16 protein-coding genes are annotated in these 16867 nt (G+C 64.4%); all 16 read right to left on the reverse strand.

Annotated elements, in window-relative coordinates:
* Positions 1 to 27: 27 nt before the first annotated feature.
* A complete protein-coding gene (locus HYZ49_05685) occupies positions 28 to 459 on the reverse strand; it encodes a prepilin peptidase (GenBank protein MBI3241768.1) in 432 nt (143 codons plus the stop codon).
* A 10-nt stretch (positions 460 to 469) separates the two neighbouring features.
* Positions 470 to 1051 (reverse strand): hypothetical protein, encoded by a 582-nt coding sequence (locus tag HYZ49_05690; protein ID MBI3241769.1) that lies wholly within the window; start codon positions 1049 to 1051, stop codon positions 470 to 472.
* A gap of 38 nt (positions 1052 to 1089) precedes the next feature.
* Positions 1090 to 1380: a hypothetical protein gene (locus HYZ49_05695; protein ID MBI3241770.1), complete on the reverse strand. Its 291-nt coding sequence runs from the start codon at positions 1378 to 1380 to the stop codon at positions 1090 to 1092.
* A gap of 29 nt (positions 1381 to 1409) precedes the next feature.
* Positions 1410 to 4664, reverse strand: coding sequence for a hypothetical protein (locus HYZ49_05700; GenBank protein ID MBI3241771.1), 3255 nt, complete (start codon positions 4662 to 4664; stop codon positions 1410 to 1412).
* A 138-nt stretch (positions 4665 to 4802) separates the two neighbouring features.
* Positions 4803 to 5147, reverse strand: coding sequence for a hypothetical protein (locus HYZ49_05705; GenBank protein ID MBI3241772.1), 345 nt, complete (start codon positions 5145 to 5147; stop codon positions 4803 to 4805).
* Positions 5148 to 5208: 61 nt separating this feature from the next.
* Positions 5209 to 6210, reverse strand: a complete 1002-nt coding sequence (locus HYZ49_05710; GenBank protein MBI3241773.1) for a LysM peptidoglycan-binding domain-containing protein — start codon at positions 6208 to 6210, stop codon at positions 5209 to 5211.
* Between the two features lie 91 nt (positions 6211 to 6301).
* Positions 6302 to 6889: an HD domain-containing protein gene (locus HYZ49_05715; protein ID MBI3241774.1), complete on the reverse strand. Its 588-nt coding sequence runs from the start codon at positions 6887 to 6889 to the stop codon at positions 6302 to 6304.
* The gene (locus HYZ49_05720) at positions 6886 to 7746 is read right to left on the reverse strand and encodes a hypothetical protein (protein ID MBI3241775.1); all 861 of its coding nucleotides are present in this window, start codon (positions 7744 to 7746) and stop codon (positions 6886 to 6888) included. The genes HYZ49_05715 and HYZ49_05720 overlap by 4 nt, the downstream gene beginning before the upstream one ends.
* 72 nt (positions 7747 to 7818) lie before the next feature.
* Positions 7819 to 8757, reverse strand: a complete 939-nt coding sequence (locus HYZ49_05725) for a hypothetical protein (protein MBI3241776.1) — start codon at positions 8755 to 8757, stop codon at positions 7819 to 7821.
* Positions 8757 to 10013: a CpaF family protein gene (locus HYZ49_05730; protein ID MBI3241777.1), complete on the reverse strand. Its 1257-nt coding sequence runs from the start codon at positions 10011 to 10013 to the stop codon at positions 8757 to 8759. Before HYZ49_05730 ends, HYZ49_05725 begins: the two co-directional genes overlap by 1 nt.
* A gap of 1 nt (position 10014) precedes the next feature.
* The gene (locus HYZ49_05735) at positions 10015 to 11325 is read right to left on the reverse strand and encodes an AAA family ATPase (GenBank protein MBI3241778.1); all 1311 of its coding nucleotides are present in this window, start codon (positions 11323 to 11325) and stop codon (positions 10015 to 10017) included.
* Complete coding sequence (gene cpaB / locus HYZ49_05740; GenBank protein MBI3241779.1) at positions 11322 to 12113, reverse strand: Flp pilus assembly protein CpaB; 792 nt, start codon at positions 12111 to 12113, stop codon at positions 11322 to 11324. The genes HYZ49_05735 and cpaB overlap by 4 nt, the downstream gene beginning before the upstream one ends.
* Entirely contained in the window at positions 12106 to 12297 is a 192-nt protein-coding gene (locus HYZ49_05745; protein MBI3241780.1) for a hypothetical protein, read from the reverse strand. Before HYZ49_05745 ends, cpaB begins: the two co-directional genes overlap by 8 nt.
* 10 nt (positions 12298 to 12307) lie before the next feature.
* The gene (locus HYZ49_05750; GenBank protein MBI3241781.1) at positions 12308 to 12517 is read right to left on the reverse strand and encodes a hypothetical protein; all 210 of its coding nucleotides are present in this window, start codon (positions 12515 to 12517) and stop codon (positions 12308 to 12310) included.
* Positions 12514 to 16137 carry a serine-rich protein gene (locus HYZ49_05755; GenBank protein ID MBI3241782.1) on the reverse strand — a complete coding sequence of 1208 codons (3624 nt, stop codon included), beginning with the start codon at positions 16135 to 16137 and terminating at the stop codon, positions 12514 to 12516. The genes HYZ49_05750 and HYZ49_05755 overlap by 4 nt, the downstream gene beginning before the upstream one ends.
* Positions 16134 to 16727 carry a hypothetical protein gene (locus tag HYZ49_05760; protein MBI3241783.1) on the reverse strand — a complete coding sequence of 198 codons (594 nt, stop codon included), beginning with the start codon at positions 16725 to 16727 and terminating at the stop codon, positions 16134 to 16136. The genes HYZ49_05755 and HYZ49_05760 overlap by 4 nt, the downstream gene beginning before the upstream one ends.
* Positions 16728 to 16867 lie beyond the last annotated feature (140 nt).

The raw sequence follows: 16867 nt of genomic DNA on the forward strand, positions 1-16867 counted from the left end.
CAGTCTGACATGCCCTAAACTGCGTCACTACATCAACAGTTTCGCGATATAGAGTATCGACCCAGAAAAGCAAACCCCGCACGCCATCACCGCCACCGCCGGAAACGTCGGCGGCATAGGCCGCCACTTGCTCCAAACGGCGCGGGCCAGGCCAAAGAGGGCCAGGGACAGAGTGGCGGCGATGCACCCATCCGGCCACAGCCCGGCTAGGGCAATCAGCACTTTAGCATCCGCGCCACCCACGCCCTGGCCCGATTTCCACAACCCGATCGAGAATGCGGCCACTACAAGAAGAAACCCGAAGGCCGGAACTGAGGTGGTGGCCGCGACGACAGCCACCACCATCAATGGATTCGTCAGCCAGTTTGGCACCCGACCGGTGCGGGCATCTAACCACCCGCACACAGCCAGCCACAATGCAACGGCCAGCTCAATCACTGGTTTGTTCAGTAGACTCATGCCACGAAAATTAGCGCCGCGACAAGAAGCCCGACAGCCGCCGCACGACTCTCGGATACTCAAAACGCGGTTGCGACAAGACGATCAGACTCCACTGCTCGGTGCGGGGCAGAGCTGACAGGCCAAGATGTTGCGCCAGGGCGCTCAACTCTTCGACGACAAACGGGCCGGACACCAGTCCGTCAATGGGGCAGAGCCGTTGTACACGGCGGCGCTTGTCGGGGTTGGCGTTCAGGTAAGCGTCGGCGGAGGGCGTGAAGATGATTTCGCTCTCGTCTTTGCCTCGCGCCGTGATTGCCGGAATCGATCCGGCAATGACGCTCATTTGGGTATTGTCTTGCCGCTCGCCGGTGACGTCGAGGGCAATTTGGTTCAGCGTCCGCAAGCCGTCGGCGGGCGTGGCGAAGGTGAATGCGGCACGGGCCTGCTCACGTCGCATAGCGAGGTCGGCCAGGGCGTAGTGCCGGGCCACGTCACGCACTTGCAGGGTTGCTCGCCGCACGCGCTCGTTGCCGATTGTGATCATTGCCCCAAGCGCGCCCAGGGCGATGACGAGACAGATGACAAGAAAGATGTCGGTTGGAGTGAACATGGAAGATTTCCTTTCGAAGATTCAAGAATAGGCCCGGGTCAGCGCTTCCTCTGCTTACGAGGGCTGTCGTCCTCGGCGTGCCACAGACCACTGATCGCCAACATGCCGGGCAACAGCAAGGCGGCAGGCATTCCCCAGAGAACGCTGGTCACGGCGACGACGGGTAAAAACATGATGATCGCTATTTGATGAAACCCCGCCACCAGCAAAAGTAAGAAAGCCGTCGTCGTCGCCGTCGCCGCCACCATCGCCATCGCGATGGGCAGGGGGAAAGTGCGAATTACGTGATGTTCGACAAACATCGCCTGAGCGAAGGCAACAGAGAGCACGACTACCTTTGCTATGTGAAGAAACCATCTCATTGCCCCCACCGTCTTCGCCAGCCGGCTATGCCGTCGCCTTGCAGGCGCGACTGAGTCAACATTTGTAGCTCGCCAGCCAGTGAATGCAGAGCGGCCGGGCGACGATCGAACGCTGCCGAAGCCAGCCAGGCCAGCACTGCCGCTAACAACACCAAAAGAGTTACTGTCAGCGCCACCTCTCGCCGGTTGAGGCCGAACGGGATCGCCGTCCCCTGCCCTCCGACCCTGTCCAGGAGGAGCGTTTGCTCAGACGATGTCGTGGCAAACCAGGTCGCACCTGGCGCAACTACTCTCAGGCGATAGCGCCCACCGCCTGGCAGCATCAAGTGATAGGCGCCAGTAGAGTCGGTAACGAGGCTCGTCGTTTCACCCCCGGCCACAATCTCAATCGTCACATTGCCAAGACCCGCTTCACCGGCGTTCTGCACACCATCGCCATTCACATCATGAAAGACGACGCCGATGACAGGCACGAGAGCCGGGGCGACAGGCACGCTTGGAGGCTGGACGGCGGCAATGGCGGTCGCTTCGCGCGTGGGTGTTGGCGTAGGGCGAGTCGCCGTCGGATGTGGTGTTGGCGAAGAAGCTATTGCAGTAGGCGTTGGGGTGTGGGGTAACAACAGCAAGAGCACATCCCGCACCACTTCCACCGCCGCCGGGACGTCGACGGAAAACGGAACATGTTCCAAGCTGATCTCGTGCCCCGCGGCGTCACGGGCAAAGACGCTCAGGTAATACGTTCCATCTGCGGGCGCTGACCAGCTCGAAAGGTTCTTCAACTCTCCGCTCCCCTCTCGCCAGAACACGGATTGGCCGCTTTCGTCAAAAACCTGCACTGCCCAGCGCGCCACACCAGATGTCGCGTCGGCGATTTCAATGGCCAGCGCCGAGTCTGTTCCGCCGTTGAAGACGATGGACGGCGGCGCGCCGTCCACTTTGAACGCGCCAGCCACCTGCGGTGACACCCGGCCCAGCGAGTCGGTCGCCGTCAGCCTGACGACGTGTTCGCCTGGCCGCCCTTCGTCGAACGAAAACGTGCCGCCGTTCGCAATCTTCAGGTCGTCCTCATAAAGATAATTCAGGCGGACGATGGAAATGCCATTCACCTGGCCGCGCAAGATAACGGTCACCGGCGCTTTGCACCAGCCGTCGTCGCCGGGCAGGGAACACGCCAGTTCAATGGAAGCGACGGGCGAGCCGGGCAAGGTGATGGCGATGGTTTCGCTTCGTTCGACAGTGTTGCCCGCCGTGTCTGTAGCCGTCAGGCGGACGGTGTATGGGCCAGCCGCCAACCCGGCCCCGTCCCAGGCGAACGACGCCGAGGCCGGAGACGAACCGCTGGCCAGGGTTGGCCCGCCTGCGACGGTCAGCGTCCAACTGGCAATGCCGCTCGTCGCATCGCCCACAGAATAAGTCAGCGCCGCCGTCTCGCCACACAATGGGCAGAATGAAGGCGGCGCAGACAGAGCCGCCTCGGGCACGGTGTTGTCCACCAGCAGGGCAACCGACGTCGAGCCTGCCCCGCTATCCGGCTGAACATTGCCCGCCACATCGCGGGCGCGCACGGACACAGTCAGCGGGCTATCGGACAAAGAGGTTGTGTTCAGCAGGTAACTCCACAGGCCGCCGTTCACCGTCGCCGCGTTCCACGTTGCGCCGTTGTCTATTGAGATGTCGACTCGGGCAAGCCCACTGGTTGCATCAGATGCCGAGCCGGAGAGGGTGACAGTTCCACTCACCGCTTGCCCGACACCATGTGAAGTTAAGCTCGACGTTGGCGGAATAGTGTCAATCTTCAGCGAGAACGATTGACTCGAACTGGTGTTGCCTGCCACGTCAGTTGCGTCGTAGGCATGAAGGCTGTCGCCCTGAGTCGAAATCGCTATCGGCCCGGTGTAGGCCGAACCATCCAGAGTCAGACTGCCGATGCCAGACGCCGAGTCGGAGGCGGCCAGAGTCGCCGTCACCGGCGAGACATACCAGCCGTCGTCGCCAATAGTGCCGGAGAGCAAGTAAGCGACGGTCGGCGGCGTGAGGTCAATCTGAATCGTCGCCGAGCCGCTTGCCGCATTCCCGGCCACATCCGTCGCCTGATAAAGATGCGTCGTCGCGCCTTCGTCGGCGATGGTAGCGGCCCCGCTGTAGGGCGAACCATCGAGCAGGAGGCTGGCGACGCCCGACGCAGTATCGGAAGCGGCAAGCGACAAAGTGACCGGGCCAAGATACCAGCCGCCATTGCCCGCCGGGCCGGCGATGGCTGGCGTCACCACGGGCGGGGCGCTGTCAATCTTCAACGAGAGCGCCTGCGCCGGTTCGAAGTTGCCAGCATTGTCTGCGCTGAAGTAGCTGTGATTGCTCACCCCTTGCGTGGAAAAGGTAACCGGCCCACTATATGGCGAGCCATCCAGTGTGGTTGAGGCCACCCCGCTCGCGGCATCAGTCGCCGTCAGAGTCAAGGTGACGTCGCCGATGTACCATCCCGCGTTTCCCATCGCCCCGGAGAGCGACGGCGACGTGGACGGCGGCACGGTATCAACCTTCACCGAGGTAGATTTTGTCGGCTCGACGTTGCCACGGTTGTCTACCGAGTAAAAGCTAAACGCCGTTGTGCCCTCTGCCGTGACGTTCACCGGGCCAGTGTAGAGGGCGCTGTTGAGATAAGTACGGTTCAGGCCGCTGGCCGGGCCGGGGCCGCCGTTGTCCACCGCGCTCAGCGACAGCGTCGCCGGGCTGATGTACCAACCGTTGCTTCCTGCCGTGCCCGTCACACTGGCCGTCGTCGTCGGCGGGGTAGTGTCCGGCAGGGGAGTGAAGTAGATGCCGTACCGCAAATCGTCGTAGTCGTTATCGGCGGCGTCTTCGATGCACAGACCTTCGGCTGGCGGGCCGCTGAACGGCACTCCATTGGAATTGCACAGGCCGCCGGGCGTGGGGGGCAGCGTTCTGGCGACGACGGCGGCGGTCACGGTCACCGAATCGCCGGCGTTGACGGCCGTGCTCCAGATGCCGACCGAACCCCGGTTGCCCCAGGCGTTGTTAATCGCTTCGGTGAAAACCGTTACCCCGTTGCGGCGGATGATGACCTGGTTGTTATCGGCGGTGGACCAGAACCAGCGCACCGTCACCGTGCCGCCTGACGGCGCGACCAGCAACTGAATAGGCCGCTTCAAGATTTCGGCGTGAGCCGGGCCGATGCCTGAACCGGCCAGGGCGACTATCATGGACATCAACACAATTAGCAAACGACGCATAACATCTCTCCTCAGAGACAACTCAGCGCGGCCAGGTCACCAGGTACGGCAGGATGGCATACAGGGTGCATACCAGGAACATCACCACCAGGCCGACGCCGACAATGACTCTCAAACAAATTCTCTTGTGGACATGCTTCACCAGTAGAACAGCAGTGCCTGATCCGACATGCGAATGATGGCCTGCGTTTTCCAATCCAGGATGAAGCCTTCGCCAATCGCCTGCACGCCGGGTTGAGCAATACCGCCGCCGAGGCTGAGGCGCTCACTCCCCCACAACACACCCACACCGATCTGCCAGTCGTCGAAGAGCGGGGCAGAGAGGTGAACGCCTTGCTGGCCCGGGGCCGTCATCGGCTCGACACGGGCGACCAGCGCGGCGGCGACAAGGGCGCTCACCAACACTGAGTTGGCGACAGTGACCGCCAGCAAAATCGCCAATACGTGGATAAGGTCAGGCCGTCGAAGATGTTGGCTGTTCATAGAAGTGGAGAGCAATGAGAGCCAAGCGATGAACAACTCAGCCCTCATCGCTCAATCCTTTCTACTTGCAACTCACCGGCCCGAACTCGCGGATGGAGAACGCCTTCTGCCCGTCGGTGGATTGAACCTCGACATGCAGAGGGAAGGTCTCGCCGCACTTGGCGTTGACGGCGAAGTCCAGGTCCGTCCACTGTTGGCCGTTGTCCACTTTCACGAACGGCCCCGTGACGCTGACATACTGACCCCAGTTGACGACGTACACTTTGAACGGCGCTTGTCCGCCCTTGAACTCGGCGGTGAAAGTAGCGACGGCGCGGCCTCCGCCGACTGGCGTGAAGGAGGAGTTCTGGGCAATCCAGCGGAAGGTCAACAGGCCGCCCGCGTCGGCAATGGCTGGGGCTGGCGCAGGCGTTGGCGGATTGCTGACTGCTGAAGGCTGACCACTTCCTATCGGCGTGAAAGGGCGGTCATACTGGACGGGGATGGTGAGTTCCGTGCCGGCGGCGACGGCCTTGCCTTCGGCGATGCTGTTGGCTTTGAGCAGATAGGTTTCGGTCACGCCGTATTTCGCCGCCACTTGCGCCAGCGTTTCCCCTTTTCCCATTTTGTGAACGTGAGGCCCGGCGGGGATGAGGAGAGTCGCGCCGGGCGTGAGGGCCTGGGTGAGATTGCCGGCGTCCAGGCCGCCGTTCACTTTGGCCACCGCCCAGGCGGCGATCTCGAATCGCACCGAGAGCACTCCCAGCGTGTCGCCCTGTTGCGTCACATACAAAAAGGGATTGACCAGTGACGGCGTTGCGCCAAGTTCAATCGGCACGACGACGGGCTGGCCGGGGGCGAGCCAGAACTTCTTGCTGGTGAGCGGTTCGCCGTTTCGCTCCAGGCCGTTGGCTTTGAGCAGGCGGTCAACGCTCACCCCGTACTTCCACGACAGCGCCGAGTAGGTGTCACCCTTCTGGGCGGTGATGGTGAAGCCGGGCGCGGGCGGTGCCGCCGAGACCGGCGCGACCAGGGCAACCAGCAAAGACAACACGACAAGAGGAATTAGAAGTTTTTGTTTCACGATGTTTTCTCCAATCTGAGTAAAGAGGTATATCCAACCATCAAGGTGATGGGGATTTCAATTCGTGGCTCGCCACTTACCCGGCGGCGCATCACTCCGGTTCGAGCGCCTGGGTCACCGGCAAGGGTCCGTTCTCGCGCTTCTCTAGAAATACTTTGACGATGGCGGCGTCGAACTGAATGCCGGCCTGAGCGAGCAGGTACTCACGCGCTTTGGCCTCCGGCCAGGCGGCATGATACGAGCGGCCATCCAGCAGCGCGTCCCAGACGTCGACCACGGCAAAGAGGCGCGCCGCCAGCGGGATGTCCTCGCCTTTCAGCTGGCATGGATAGCCCGATCCGTCCCACCGTTCATGATGAAATAACGGGATGGGCGACGCCGGACGCAAATACGGGATGGGCGCCAGCAATTTGTAGCCGAGCACCGGGTGACAGCGCATGACGGCCGTTTCTTCGTAGGTGAGCGGGCCGGGCTTGCTCAGAATTTCTGGCGGCACAAATGCCTTGCCGATGTCGTGCAACATGGCCCCGCGCCGCAGGTGTAACAGAGCGGCCTCGTCGATACCCAGGCGCGCGGCCAGCGCGACAATCTGATCTGCTGTCCGCAGAGCGTGGGCCTGCTCGTGACAATCCAGACCTGCCCAGGCTCTTTGCAGAAGCGAGAAGTGAGCGGCGCTCATCGGCGCAGAGTCTCGAACAACGGCAGGAGCACCGGCACGACGACGGCGGCCATGAAGGGCACGAAGAAAAAGATCGCGCTGGGCAAGACCAGATTGCTTTCCAACGCTTCGGCGCGCTTGAGCAACTTCTCGCGGTATTCACGCGACATGCCCTGGGCGATGCGCGACATCATCGCCTCGCCGGCCACGCCTTTGCCGGCGACCAGATCGAGCGACGATCCAAACGCGAGCAGCGACGGCAAGCGCCAGCGTTCGACCCAGACCACCAGCGCGCCTTTGAGCGGCTTGCGACTAAAGAGAGGGCGTGACGACGAGCGAGCTTCGGCCAAGGCCCCTTTCAGGATCAAGCCCAGGACTCCGGCGGTGTCCGCCGCGCGTTGCAGGGCTTTGTCAGGCGGGTTGTTGGCCGCCAGTTCCGCGGCGACCAGGGCGGCCACTTCGGGCAGGCCGCGTTCGGCGGCAGTGCGGGCTTCGTTGGCGGCGGCGCGCAGGTTGATGAACGGCAAGGCGGCCGCGGCGGGGACGGTCAACCACAATAAGGGCGCGGCCTCGGCGATCAGCAAGGCCGCCGCCACACCGCCGCCGTAGAGCAAGGCGTTGGCCGTCACGCGGCCCAGCGAGTAGTGCTTGCCGGCCAGGCACGCCCATTCGACGTTGAGTCCCCAGCGCGCCGGATCGAGCGGGAGATAGCGCCAGAGGCGTTGGCCGACCCGGTCGAGAAGGTCTGGCTTCGACTCGTTTTGGGCGAAGTCAGCCAGCGCCCGATTGGGAGCCGACTCCAGTCGAATGGCCGATACCATTGAAGCGATGGCGACGCCGCCCATCAGCGCGGCGAGAAGTGCGAAGAGTGTTTGCATTGTGTTAGTCGGTTAGTCGAATGGTCATGTGGTCGTGTGGTCGGCTGACCACAAGACCAAACGACTACTCGACTACGAGACTGCCTCATCAATCGTTCCATTCACAAACGTCCAGCCCAGGGCCACCCAGGCCAGGCCGGCGAGGTAGCCGATTTGAATCACGGGCTTCTGCAAGATGTCGCGGGTGTAGGGATTGGTCGTCATCAGCAGGATTGCGCCGAGCAGGGCCAGCAGGATGACGCGAATCGAGCCGCGCGCGCCCTCGCCTTTGGAGATGGCAATGGCTCGCGCTTCGAGAACGCCGGACAGGTTGTCGGCGGCGGAGGAGAACGCCGAGGCGTAGCCTGATCCGCCGGTCTCCCACAGGCGGCCAATCTCGAAGGCCGTCACCCCGAGCGAGGGCGAGATGGCATAGGCCTCCTCAAGACCTTCCTGCAATCCGAGTTGGCCGTTGGTCTGCAGGCGTGAGGCGAAGCGCCCTACCCAGGCTTTGAGCGGCCCATCGGGGTCGAGCGTGTTGCCCACGTCGTCGAGCGCGTCGATGACGTTGGGCGTAGCCTGCGTGACTCCGGCCAGGCGCGAGAGAAAGACGGGTAGTTCGCGCTCAACCGCCTGACGCCGTTTGCGCCACGCGCCGTCGATGGTGCCTTTCACCATCAACCAGCCGATGGGCAGGGCGGCCAGGGCCGAGAGTCTGGGCAGGCCGGAGAGAATGATGGCGGCGGCGATGAGGACGATGGCGACAATGCGCGCCGCCCACAGCGCCGTCTCCTCGCGTCCGCTCACGTCCAATCCAAAATCCTGAAATGCCAGCCGGATGCGATGCTTCTCCGAACCAACGGCGACGGCCTCTTGGGGGCCGCCTCTATTCAGGTCGTCGGCGCTGCCGACAAAGTCGCTCAGAGTCTTGCCCGCCCCGCGACCGATTCGGGTGAGCGGTTGGATAATGAAGTACACGGCCACCCCGCCGAGCAGGGCTGCGGTGAGGGCGTAGAGGCTCTGTGCGTTCATCACTCACTGCCTCCACGCCGGCCCAGGTAAGGCAACGGCGATTCCATGTCGGCTTTCCACAGGACCTTGAAGCGCACGTCGCCCTTGCCGGACGGCATGCCTTCGGTCTGATACACCCCCAGGATGCGCCGCCGGTTCGCGCCGTTCATGTTGAGCCAGCCCACATGCACCACCAGGTCAACCGCCTGCTCGAAGATGCCTTTGGCCGCCTCAAGCTTGATCTGCGCGTCGGCAAACATGATGAGCGCCATGCGGAAGACGGCCTCATCGGGGCCTTCGGCGTGGAAGGTCGAGAGGCCGGGGTGATCGCTCATCTGGGCGCGGAAGAGGGCCAGCGCCGCGTCGCCGGTGCGGACTTCGCCGACGACGAGCCAGTGCGGCGACATGCGCATGGCGTCGTCCACACCGTTGCGAATAGTGTAGGGCGGCACGTCACTGCCGGGCGGCGCGGGGCGCGCTTCGAGGGTGACGACGTTGGAATGCGCCAGCCAGATCTCTTCCGGGTCTTCAATCTTCACCACCCGGGCCGACTCGGGGATGCCGCGCGCCAGCGCCGAGAGCAGGGTGGTCTTGCCGGTGTTCGTGCCGCCGACGAGGAGCAAGCGCGCCCGGCGGGACACGGCCTCCAGCAACATGCGGACGACCGACTCGGGCGCGACCTGCCATTGGATGATCTGTTCCGGCGCAACGGGCTTGGGCTCGAAGAGGCGGATGTTGATGGAAGGAAAGCCCGCGCCGGGACAGACGACGGGATGCAGGACTTTGACTCGCGCGCCGCCGAAATCGGCCTCACGCGGCAGTTTGGCGTCCACCGAAGGCGTGGCCTCGGTGAGGGCGCGGCCCAATGGCGCAAGCAGGGCTTCGACCGAGCGCATTACTTCTTCGCGAGCCGGGTTGAGGGGCGCGCGCTCGAAGTGCGACTTGCCTTTGGGCAGAATCCAGATCGAGCCGTCGGGGTTGACGGCGATCTCGGACAGCGGCCCTGCCGCGCGGTGATAGATCAGGCTGTGCAGGAAGCCGAGGCCGCCGACCTGGGCGATGACCTGCGCCGTGAGCTCGGCCAGATCAGACGTTGAGAGGGTGAGGCCCGCTTTGCGAGCGGCGGCGACGAGGGCGGTGTTGGCTTCGTTGGCGAGCGCGGCCTTGTCGCCGCGGATAACCGAGACCGACAGGTCCTTCAAGCGCTCGACGGCGTCCTCAAGCACGGCCTGCTTTTTAGATGGCGTGGAGTTGTCTACAACCAGATTGCCCCACATCTCAACCTCCGCCTCCGGGCAGGCGCAGACGCATGAAGCCGAGCGGGATTACGCGCCCGTCGTCCTTCTTGATCTGCCCGGCCTTCACCTGCAGAACGTTGTCGGCCAGCGCGTGCAGGCCCTTCGCAAACGAATCGGCATAAGTGATCGGCATCTTGCGGTTGTTCTGCGCCTCTTCGACGCGCGGGTCGTCGGGGATAATGGCGCTCACCGGCGGGAAGGCTCTGCCCGCCAGGCTCTCGCCCGCCTTGTGAAAGTCGGCGGGGGTGAGGCCCGACGAGCGCACCCGGTTGAGCACCAGGCGGATGCCGTCGGGCGGGATCCGGTGTTGGCCGGCGAGTTGCTCGGTCACGGCGCGATACGCGCCGATGGTGCGCCAGCAGTCGGCCAGCATGGGGCGCGAGACGAGCAGGAGCGAGTTGGCGGCCGAGAGCGCGGCTCCGGCCAGATCGGAGTTGGGCGTGTCCACGATGATGGCGGCGAAACCGGCGTAGGGCGCTTCGCGGATCAGGCGGGCGATACTGTCGGGATCGTCGAGTCCGGCCTGCATCGCCTTGTGGGCCGATAGGAAATCGGGGAAGCCGCCCAGCACCTTGAGGTCAACCTCCTTCACCGTCTGCGTCGCCGCGTGCAGGCCCTCGACATTGGGCTTGGCCCGCCAGTGGATGATGTTGGGATCGGGTTTGAGGCCGAGCATGAGGGGTGCGTCGTCGGGCGCGCCGAGCGAGATGAGGAGCGTCGGCAAACCGCGCCGGGCTGACTCGTAGGCCAGGTTGGCGGCGATGGTCGTCTTGCCCACGCCGCCAACCTGATTCCACACCGCTACAATCTTCAACGCTGTCGGGCCGCCGCCACGAGATGATGATGGCAAACCCGTCTCCCAGGTGGGCGTGGCCTGGCGCGCCGCGAGCACGTCGGCGTAGACGCGACCGGCGAGTTCACCGAGATTCGGATCGCCCGACAGCGCGGCCTTCACCGGACGGCAGGCTTTGACCTGCTCGACATCCTGGGCGGTGGCCGCCGAAGGCAGAACAATGTAGACAGCGCTGTTGAAGCGTGAGAGCGTCTGCACCAACTCTGCCGGGCCGTTGAACAACTCGGCCTCAACCAGCGCGGCGTCGGGCGACATCGCCATCTTCGCCGTGAGGTCGGCTACGTCGGCGGCCTCGGCGATAACGCGGAAGCGGGCGTCACCCATGAGCGATAGATTCCAGGCCCGGGTTCGGGCGGGCGATCCGGCCAAGAGGATGGTGACCGACTCGGCGCTCTGGCCGTTGCCGTTGGCCGCCGGAGTCGAAGACTTCCAGCTCATGGGGCCAGGCTCCCCGGGGCGAATGGAACTTGGGTGGGGGTAATGAGCGACAAGTCGGGCAGGTAGAGGCCGCCGGTGACAAACGGGGCGGCCTGGTCCGGTTCGAGAAAGAGAGTCAGGTGCGCGTCGTTCGACTCGTTCAAGGCAGCCAGCAGTTCGAGCGGATAGACCGTGCGCGACTGCGAGATCGGGTTGCCTTTGTCGTCGGTGGTCTGGTAGATCACAATTTGCGGCGCGGTGGGGACGGCCAGCCCCACCACGCCATCAGTCTGGCGATCCTGGCTGAAGGTGAAGCCGCTGTCTTGCTGGACGGCAGGCTCGGCGGCGCGAAAGTCTGGCGGGATGTAGAGCACCCGCAAGCCGGTGAGGGCGACCTTGGCGTAAGGCGCGTTCGCCTCGCGATCCACGATGACGGCGATCACGCCGACGCGCTGGCCGGGCTGGAGCAGTCCGGCGAAGCCGGTGGAGTCGGTGACCTTGACCGAGAGGCCGCGCTCATCGGATTGCAGCGCGATGGGCTGGCCGAAGTGGGCGGCGCGGATCACATCGCCTGCACTGCGCGGCACGGCGAGCGTCTGGCCGACAGCCAGCGTCGGATCGCTCACGGCATCCGGCGGCAGAGAATCGGCGGGCAGTTCGACGGCGCGCAGATCCGACTCGACGAGGGTGTGGCCGGCTGGAAGGTCGGCGACGGCGGCCAGCACCGTGGCCTTCTTGGCTGGGGCGAGGGCGAGAAAGATAAAGATGGCCGCGCCGACGAAGGCGATGATGGGCAACAACTTACGCATTCCGAACTTTCCTTTCCTGTTTGGCGATGCCAGCTTTGGCGAGCTCCTCGTCCGGCATTGTCTGCAACAGCGCCGCGACGTGGTCGAGCGTGTCCAACTGCACCGAGACTAACTTCTCGGCCTGCTTGTCTACGACGAACACGACGGCCAGCGCGTCTGGTTTGAGAAATCGCAATAAGTCCATCGAATACTCCTCATGGTTGAGTGGGTGTGACCGGATACATCTGCTCGAACCAACCGCCGGTAGGCGTGGGCGGCGGGGTGGCAGTGGCGATACGCGGCGGCACCCAGGCGGTGGGCGTGATGGTAGGCGGGGCCACGACGAAGGCCGCCTGGACGGAGACGGCGACCACCGCGACTCCGACGAGTAGGAGGACAAGGGCGAGTCGGGTTGAAGTCTTCATCCCAATATCCTCAGAATGTCTTCATCGCTCGGCTCGGCGGCTTTGAGGAGGCGCGGGCGCATGAGCAATGGCTCCACGTCGGCGGAGTCGAAGGCGTAGCCGAACTTGGCGATGGCCTGGCCGATGGGCAGGCGGGCGATGAGGCGGCTGTATTGCACGTCGAGCAAACCCTTTTCGGAGCGGGCCAGCGCGGCCACGACCAGATCGCGGTCTTTGGCGTTCTTGAGTTGGTTGACGATCAGGTTATTGCACGACGACAGGATGCCGGGCGGGATGAGGGACGGACTCTGGGTGATGATGTGCAGCCACATCCGGTACTTGCGCGAGTCGCGCCACATGTTGGCGAACAGGTCGGCTACGTACTCGGCGGCGCTGGGGCCATCCTCGCCGCCGCCCCCGCCGGAGAGGCCGCCCAGAATCTTGTTGGCCTCCTCGAAGATGATCTGCATATAGTCGTCGGCACCTTCGAGAGCCTGCCCCGAGCCTGCCGAAGGGTCGCCCGGCTTGCGGCGGGTCACGGCGTCGGTGTAGATGTGCCAGGCAGCAAAGGCCAGCAAGAATGCTTTGGAGAAGGCGTCCATCATCGCCCCGCCTTCGAGAATGACCACGCCCCACGGCGCGGCGATGTCCGAAAGTTCCACACATCCTTCGCCTTTGGCATATTGCTGTGAGGCCGCGCCCTGCACCAGCGGGTCGAGCCGGATGAGAATGCCCTCCAGCACCCCGCGCAGCATCGTGTCGCGCGCCGGGACAGCGCGTAGCTCGCGGCTGATGTCGGCGTACAGGTCAGAGAGATCGCATTGCTTGGAGCGATGCACGGCGAGTTTTTGCCGCCCGCTTCGCGGGAGAGATGAGATGGGTGTTCCGGCTGGCGCATTGGCTAACGCTTCTTCGAGAGGGCGAACCACGCCCCACTCCGGATCGCTCTGCACCGCCGGGTCGTTGACCAGCACGCCAGCGGCGACATAGACGCGCTTGAGGGCGTTGCGCATCTCGCCGGTCTGCCGCTTGACGCCGAGTTGCGAGAGCGCGGCGAAGATGTCGGTGAACTGACGCCACTGGGTTTCAGGGTCAATGTGGGTGCCGATTTGCAGAGGGTTCCAGCGGAAGGGCCGCGCCCCGCCGGGCTGCAGTTGATAGATGTTGCAATGGCCGTCGAGGCCGGGCGCGTTGAGGAGCGACCGCCAGCCCGCGCCGAAGTCGAGCACCACCGTTCGCAGTTTCCATTTGAGGGTGGTCTCGTAGGCCATGCGGATCGCGGCCACCGACTTGCCGAAGCCGGTGTCGCCGCAGAAGGCGGTGTGGAAGTAACGGCCCCGGTCGAGGCGCACCGGTGCGTCGGTGAGTTCGTAGGTTTCGGGACTGTATTGATGGCCGATGACGACTTCGCCAGGCATCGTCGGATAGAAAGCCAGCGCGGGGAGTCGCTCTTGGGTGGTGGTGGCCGGGCCTTCTTCAAACAAACCGGGCGCGGCATAAGCGGCCAACATTCCGGCGGTGAGCAGAGTGCCGTAGCGCCGCCACAAGAGTCCGCCGAATGGGTCGCCGCTGTCGAGCGAGCGGCAGGGGCGGAAGGCCAGCGCATGATGACGCACGATGGACAAGTCGTCGCCGGCGATGGCCCGGGTGAGAATTGGTTGGGGGACGACCGGCCCGTGAAAGGCTTGGGGCACGAGGGCCGCCGCCGCTTGCTCTGCTCCCGGCGAGTCGACGAAGAGATAGGCGTCGGTCATGAAACCGCCCTCGCTCGCGGCCTGGTTGAGCAGGGCTTCGACCCGGCGCAGGTCCTCGGTCACGCGGTCGGCCACGTCGTCTTCGGTCTGGAAACTGCGCGAGAGGTTGAGGCCGGGCGTGATGCCGGTCGAGAAGCCGCCGGTAAAGGCCTGCCCGCCGCCCTGTCCCTGGGTGATGGCCTGCCCTTGTCCTTCGGTATGCGAACGGCCCTCGGCATGAGAGACACTGTCCGCGCCGCCGACGGTGTCAGCCATGCCCCAGCCTTCAGTCTTGCTCACGCCGGTCGAATGGGACTGGCCCCATGACTCCGACTCGCCCCAGCTCTCGGAGGCGCCGTGACTGACGCCGTGCGACTCCGAGTCGGACACACTGCCGGAGACGCCATCCGCCGAGCCGATAGAGTTAGAGTGACTCACGCTGTGACTGCCGCCGACGCTGTCTGAGGAGCTGAACGACTCCGAGCCGCCGACGAAGTCGCTGACTCCGGACGACCAGCCGTCGCTGTAACCGACGCTCACCCCATGCGACGCGCCGCTGTTGACGGCCACGCTGTCACTGTGGTTCTGCGAGGTTGACGACGCACTGCTTTGGTTCTCCCCGGCAGAGATGCTGACGCTCGGGTCGATGCCATCTGGCAACAAGCCGCCGACGACGGGCAGGTCATTGGGATGGATTTGCACCCCGCCGCCGACGTTGGAAGACGAGCCTTCGGTTTCGGTTTGTGAAGTGCCTGTGCCGTCGCTGCTGCCGACTGTCACGCCGTTGCTTTGCGACTGGCTGGCGCTGAAGTTGTTGCTGTGATTGACGCCGGACATCTCGGCGTGGCCCCAACTGGAGCCGACCGAGTGGCCGTCGCTGTGTCCCCACGACTGGCCATTGGTCTCACCCCAGCCCTCGCTCTGGCTATCGGTGTGCGACCAGCCCTGGCCGACCGAGTGCCCCACGCTATCCGAGACAGCCTCCGACACGCCCTGTGAATGAGAGACGCCCTGGGCATGACTCTCGCCCCACGACTCGGACTGGCCAACGCCGACCGAGTGGCTGTCGGTATGGGCCCACGAGTCGGTGTGCGCCCGCCCGTCGCTCTGCGAGACTCCGTCGGAGACGGCATGAGCTTGGGCTTGACCGGCGGAGTGAGTGCCAGCCACGGCGCTGGCGATGCCGGTCATGATGGGAATGCCAAGGGAGATGCCGATGCCGATGGAACCCTTGCGGCGGCTGGCGAACTTGGCCGCCTCTTCGGCCACCCGCACCAGCCCTTCGACCAGCGACCCACGGGCGATGCGGTCGGCGTTGACGACGAAGGCAAAATTCTCGCGAAGTTTGGCCAGCCCGCGAAAGAGGATTTCGTTTTGCTGGAGGGCTAGGTCGTCGTCCGGATCGGACATCTTGCCCTCACTGCCCAGGCCGCGTTTGGTCTGGCGCGGGTCAGGATGGCCGAGACAGGCCAGCACCCGCCGCCGGGTGGCGATGAACTCGATGAGCCACTTCACCCGATCGGCGTCGGCGGGCAGGAGCCGCGATTGCTGGAAGTTGGCCATGATGGCCCGCACCGCATCCATTGCCGCCCTCGCCGCGTCGGCGGCAGCCTCTTCGCCTGCGGCCTCACAGGCGACGCCGTACATTTGACTGACGCCGATGTGGTCGGGCTTGAAGATGCCCGCCGCGACGTAGACGAAGTCAATACCGGCGTTGTGCATCCCGCGCATCGCGCTCCAGGTCTTGCCCAGCACGTCCGGCTCTTCGCGGCTCTCGATGGGGATGTAGCGCAGTTCCCACAGCGGCACGCACCGCCAGCGTTCTCCTTCGGCAGTGGCCAGGCGGAAGTAGGCGTAGTCGAGCGCGCCGCCCCGGTCGCGCACGCCAGCATCAAGCACCGTAATCATGGCGACGGCCTCCTACTGCGACTACGAATGCGGGCCAGATAATCTGCCGGGGCGGCTTTGGGTGGCGCGTGCAGGAACAGGCTCTGGAAGAGCAGGCCGAGGTACACAACCGGCAGGACGCCGATGAGGAAAATGGCGGCGATGGTGTTGAGATAGTCGCGGCCCTGGGCGACGGTGTGGGCGGCGTTGCCGATGGCGAAGAGGCCGCCCCAACTCGCCTCGTCCAGTGTGGACAGGTATTGCGAGAACAACGCCGCCCCGAGGGCGGCCAAGGTGTACACGCCCAAACTCGCCGTGACGCGAGCCAGCAATTGATCGCGGCTGAACTGCTCGCGATGCACGGCAAACGCCCCGGCGAGCGACATGATGGCGATGATGATGGGCAGAGGCGGCGCGAGGACAACGCAGGCGACGGCGGCCAGCACGCCGACGACAGCCAGGCGCTGGCGCATCTCAGCGGGTGCAGTCCACGCTAGCCAAAGTACAGGCGGCACGGCGGCCAACACGGCGACGTTGTCCACCATGACGAAAAGGACAATGAGGCCGCCGTTGGCGATCCAGGTGAGGAGGGTGCGAAGCAAATCAAGCATCGGGCGCAGGCAACAAAAAAGCACGCCCACCCGTTTCGGGAGAGCGTGCTCAAATTGCGAGTCTATTTGCCCAATGGTGCCGGGTTGGCGTGCTGTCTGGGGGAGATTGTATCTAAGGTTAGGAGGTTGTCAAGGAGAAG

It is taken from the genome of Chloroflexota bacterium (genome assembly GCA_016197225.1).
GTDB lineage: Bacteria > Chloroflexota > Anaerolineae > Anaerolineales > VGOW01 > VGOW01.

What these genes read in the sequence shown, in the direction of transcription:
- HYZ49_05750 (MBI3241781.1), bottom strand. Translation starts at nt 12,517, where the DNA reads ATGAAGACTTCAACCCGACTCGCCCTTGTCCTCCTACTCGTCGGAGTC.
- HYZ49_05700 (MBI3241771.1), bottom strand. Translation starts at nt 4,664, where the DNA reads ATGCGTCGTTTGCTAATTGTGTTGATGTCCATGATAGTCGCCCTGGCC.
- cpaB (MBI3241779.1), bottom strand. Translation starts at nt 12,113, where the DNA reads ATGCGTAAGTTGTTGCCCATCATCGCCTTCGTCGGCGCGGCCATCTTT.
- HYZ49_05690 (MBI3241769.1), bottom strand. Translation starts at nt 1,051, where the DNA reads ATGTTCACTCCAACCGACATCTTTCTTGTCATCTGTCTCGTCATCGCC.
- HYZ49_05745 (MBI3241780.1), bottom strand. Translation starts at nt 12,297, where the DNA reads ATGGACTTATTGCGATTTCTCAAACCAGACGCGCTGGCCGTCGTGTTC.
- HYZ49_05720 (MBI3241775.1), bottom strand. Translation starts at nt 7,746, where the DNA reads ATGCAAACACTCTTCGCACTTCTCGCCGCGCTGATGGGCGGCGTCGCC.
- HYZ49_05705 (MBI3241772.1), bottom strand. Translation starts at nt 5,147, where the DNA reads ATGAACAGCCAACATCTTCGACGGCCTGACCTTATCCACGTATTGGCG.
- HYZ49_05725 (MBI3241776.1), bottom strand. Translation starts at nt 8,757, where the DNA reads ATGAACGCACAGAGCCTCTACGCCCTCACCGCAGCCCTGCTCGGCGGG.
- HYZ49_05685 (MBI3241768.1), bottom strand. Translation starts at nt 459, where the DNA reads ATGAGTCTACTGAACAAACCAGTGATTGAGCTGGCCGTTGCATTGTGG.
- HYZ49_05735 (MBI3241778.1), bottom strand. Translation starts at nt 11,325, where the DNA reads ATGAGCTGGAAGTCTTCGACTCCGGCGGCCAACGGCAACGGCCAGAGC.
- HYZ49_05715 (MBI3241774.1), bottom strand. Translation starts at nt 6,889, where the DNA reads ATGAGCGCCGCTCACTTCTCGCTTCTGCAAAGAGCCTGGGCAGGTCTG.
- HYZ49_05730 (MBI3241777.1), bottom strand. Translation starts at nt 10,013, where the DNA reads ATGTGGGGCAATCTGGTTGTAGACAACTCCACGCCATCTAAAAAGCAG.
- HYZ49_05760 (MBI3241783.1), bottom strand. Translation starts at nt 16,727, where the DNA reads ATGCTTGATTTGCTTCGCACCCTCCTCACCTGGATCGCCAACGGCGGC.
- HYZ49_05755 (MBI3241782.1), bottom strand. Translation starts at nt 16,137, where the DNA reads ATGATTACGGTGCTTGATGCTGGCGTGCGCGACCGGGGCGGCGCGCTC.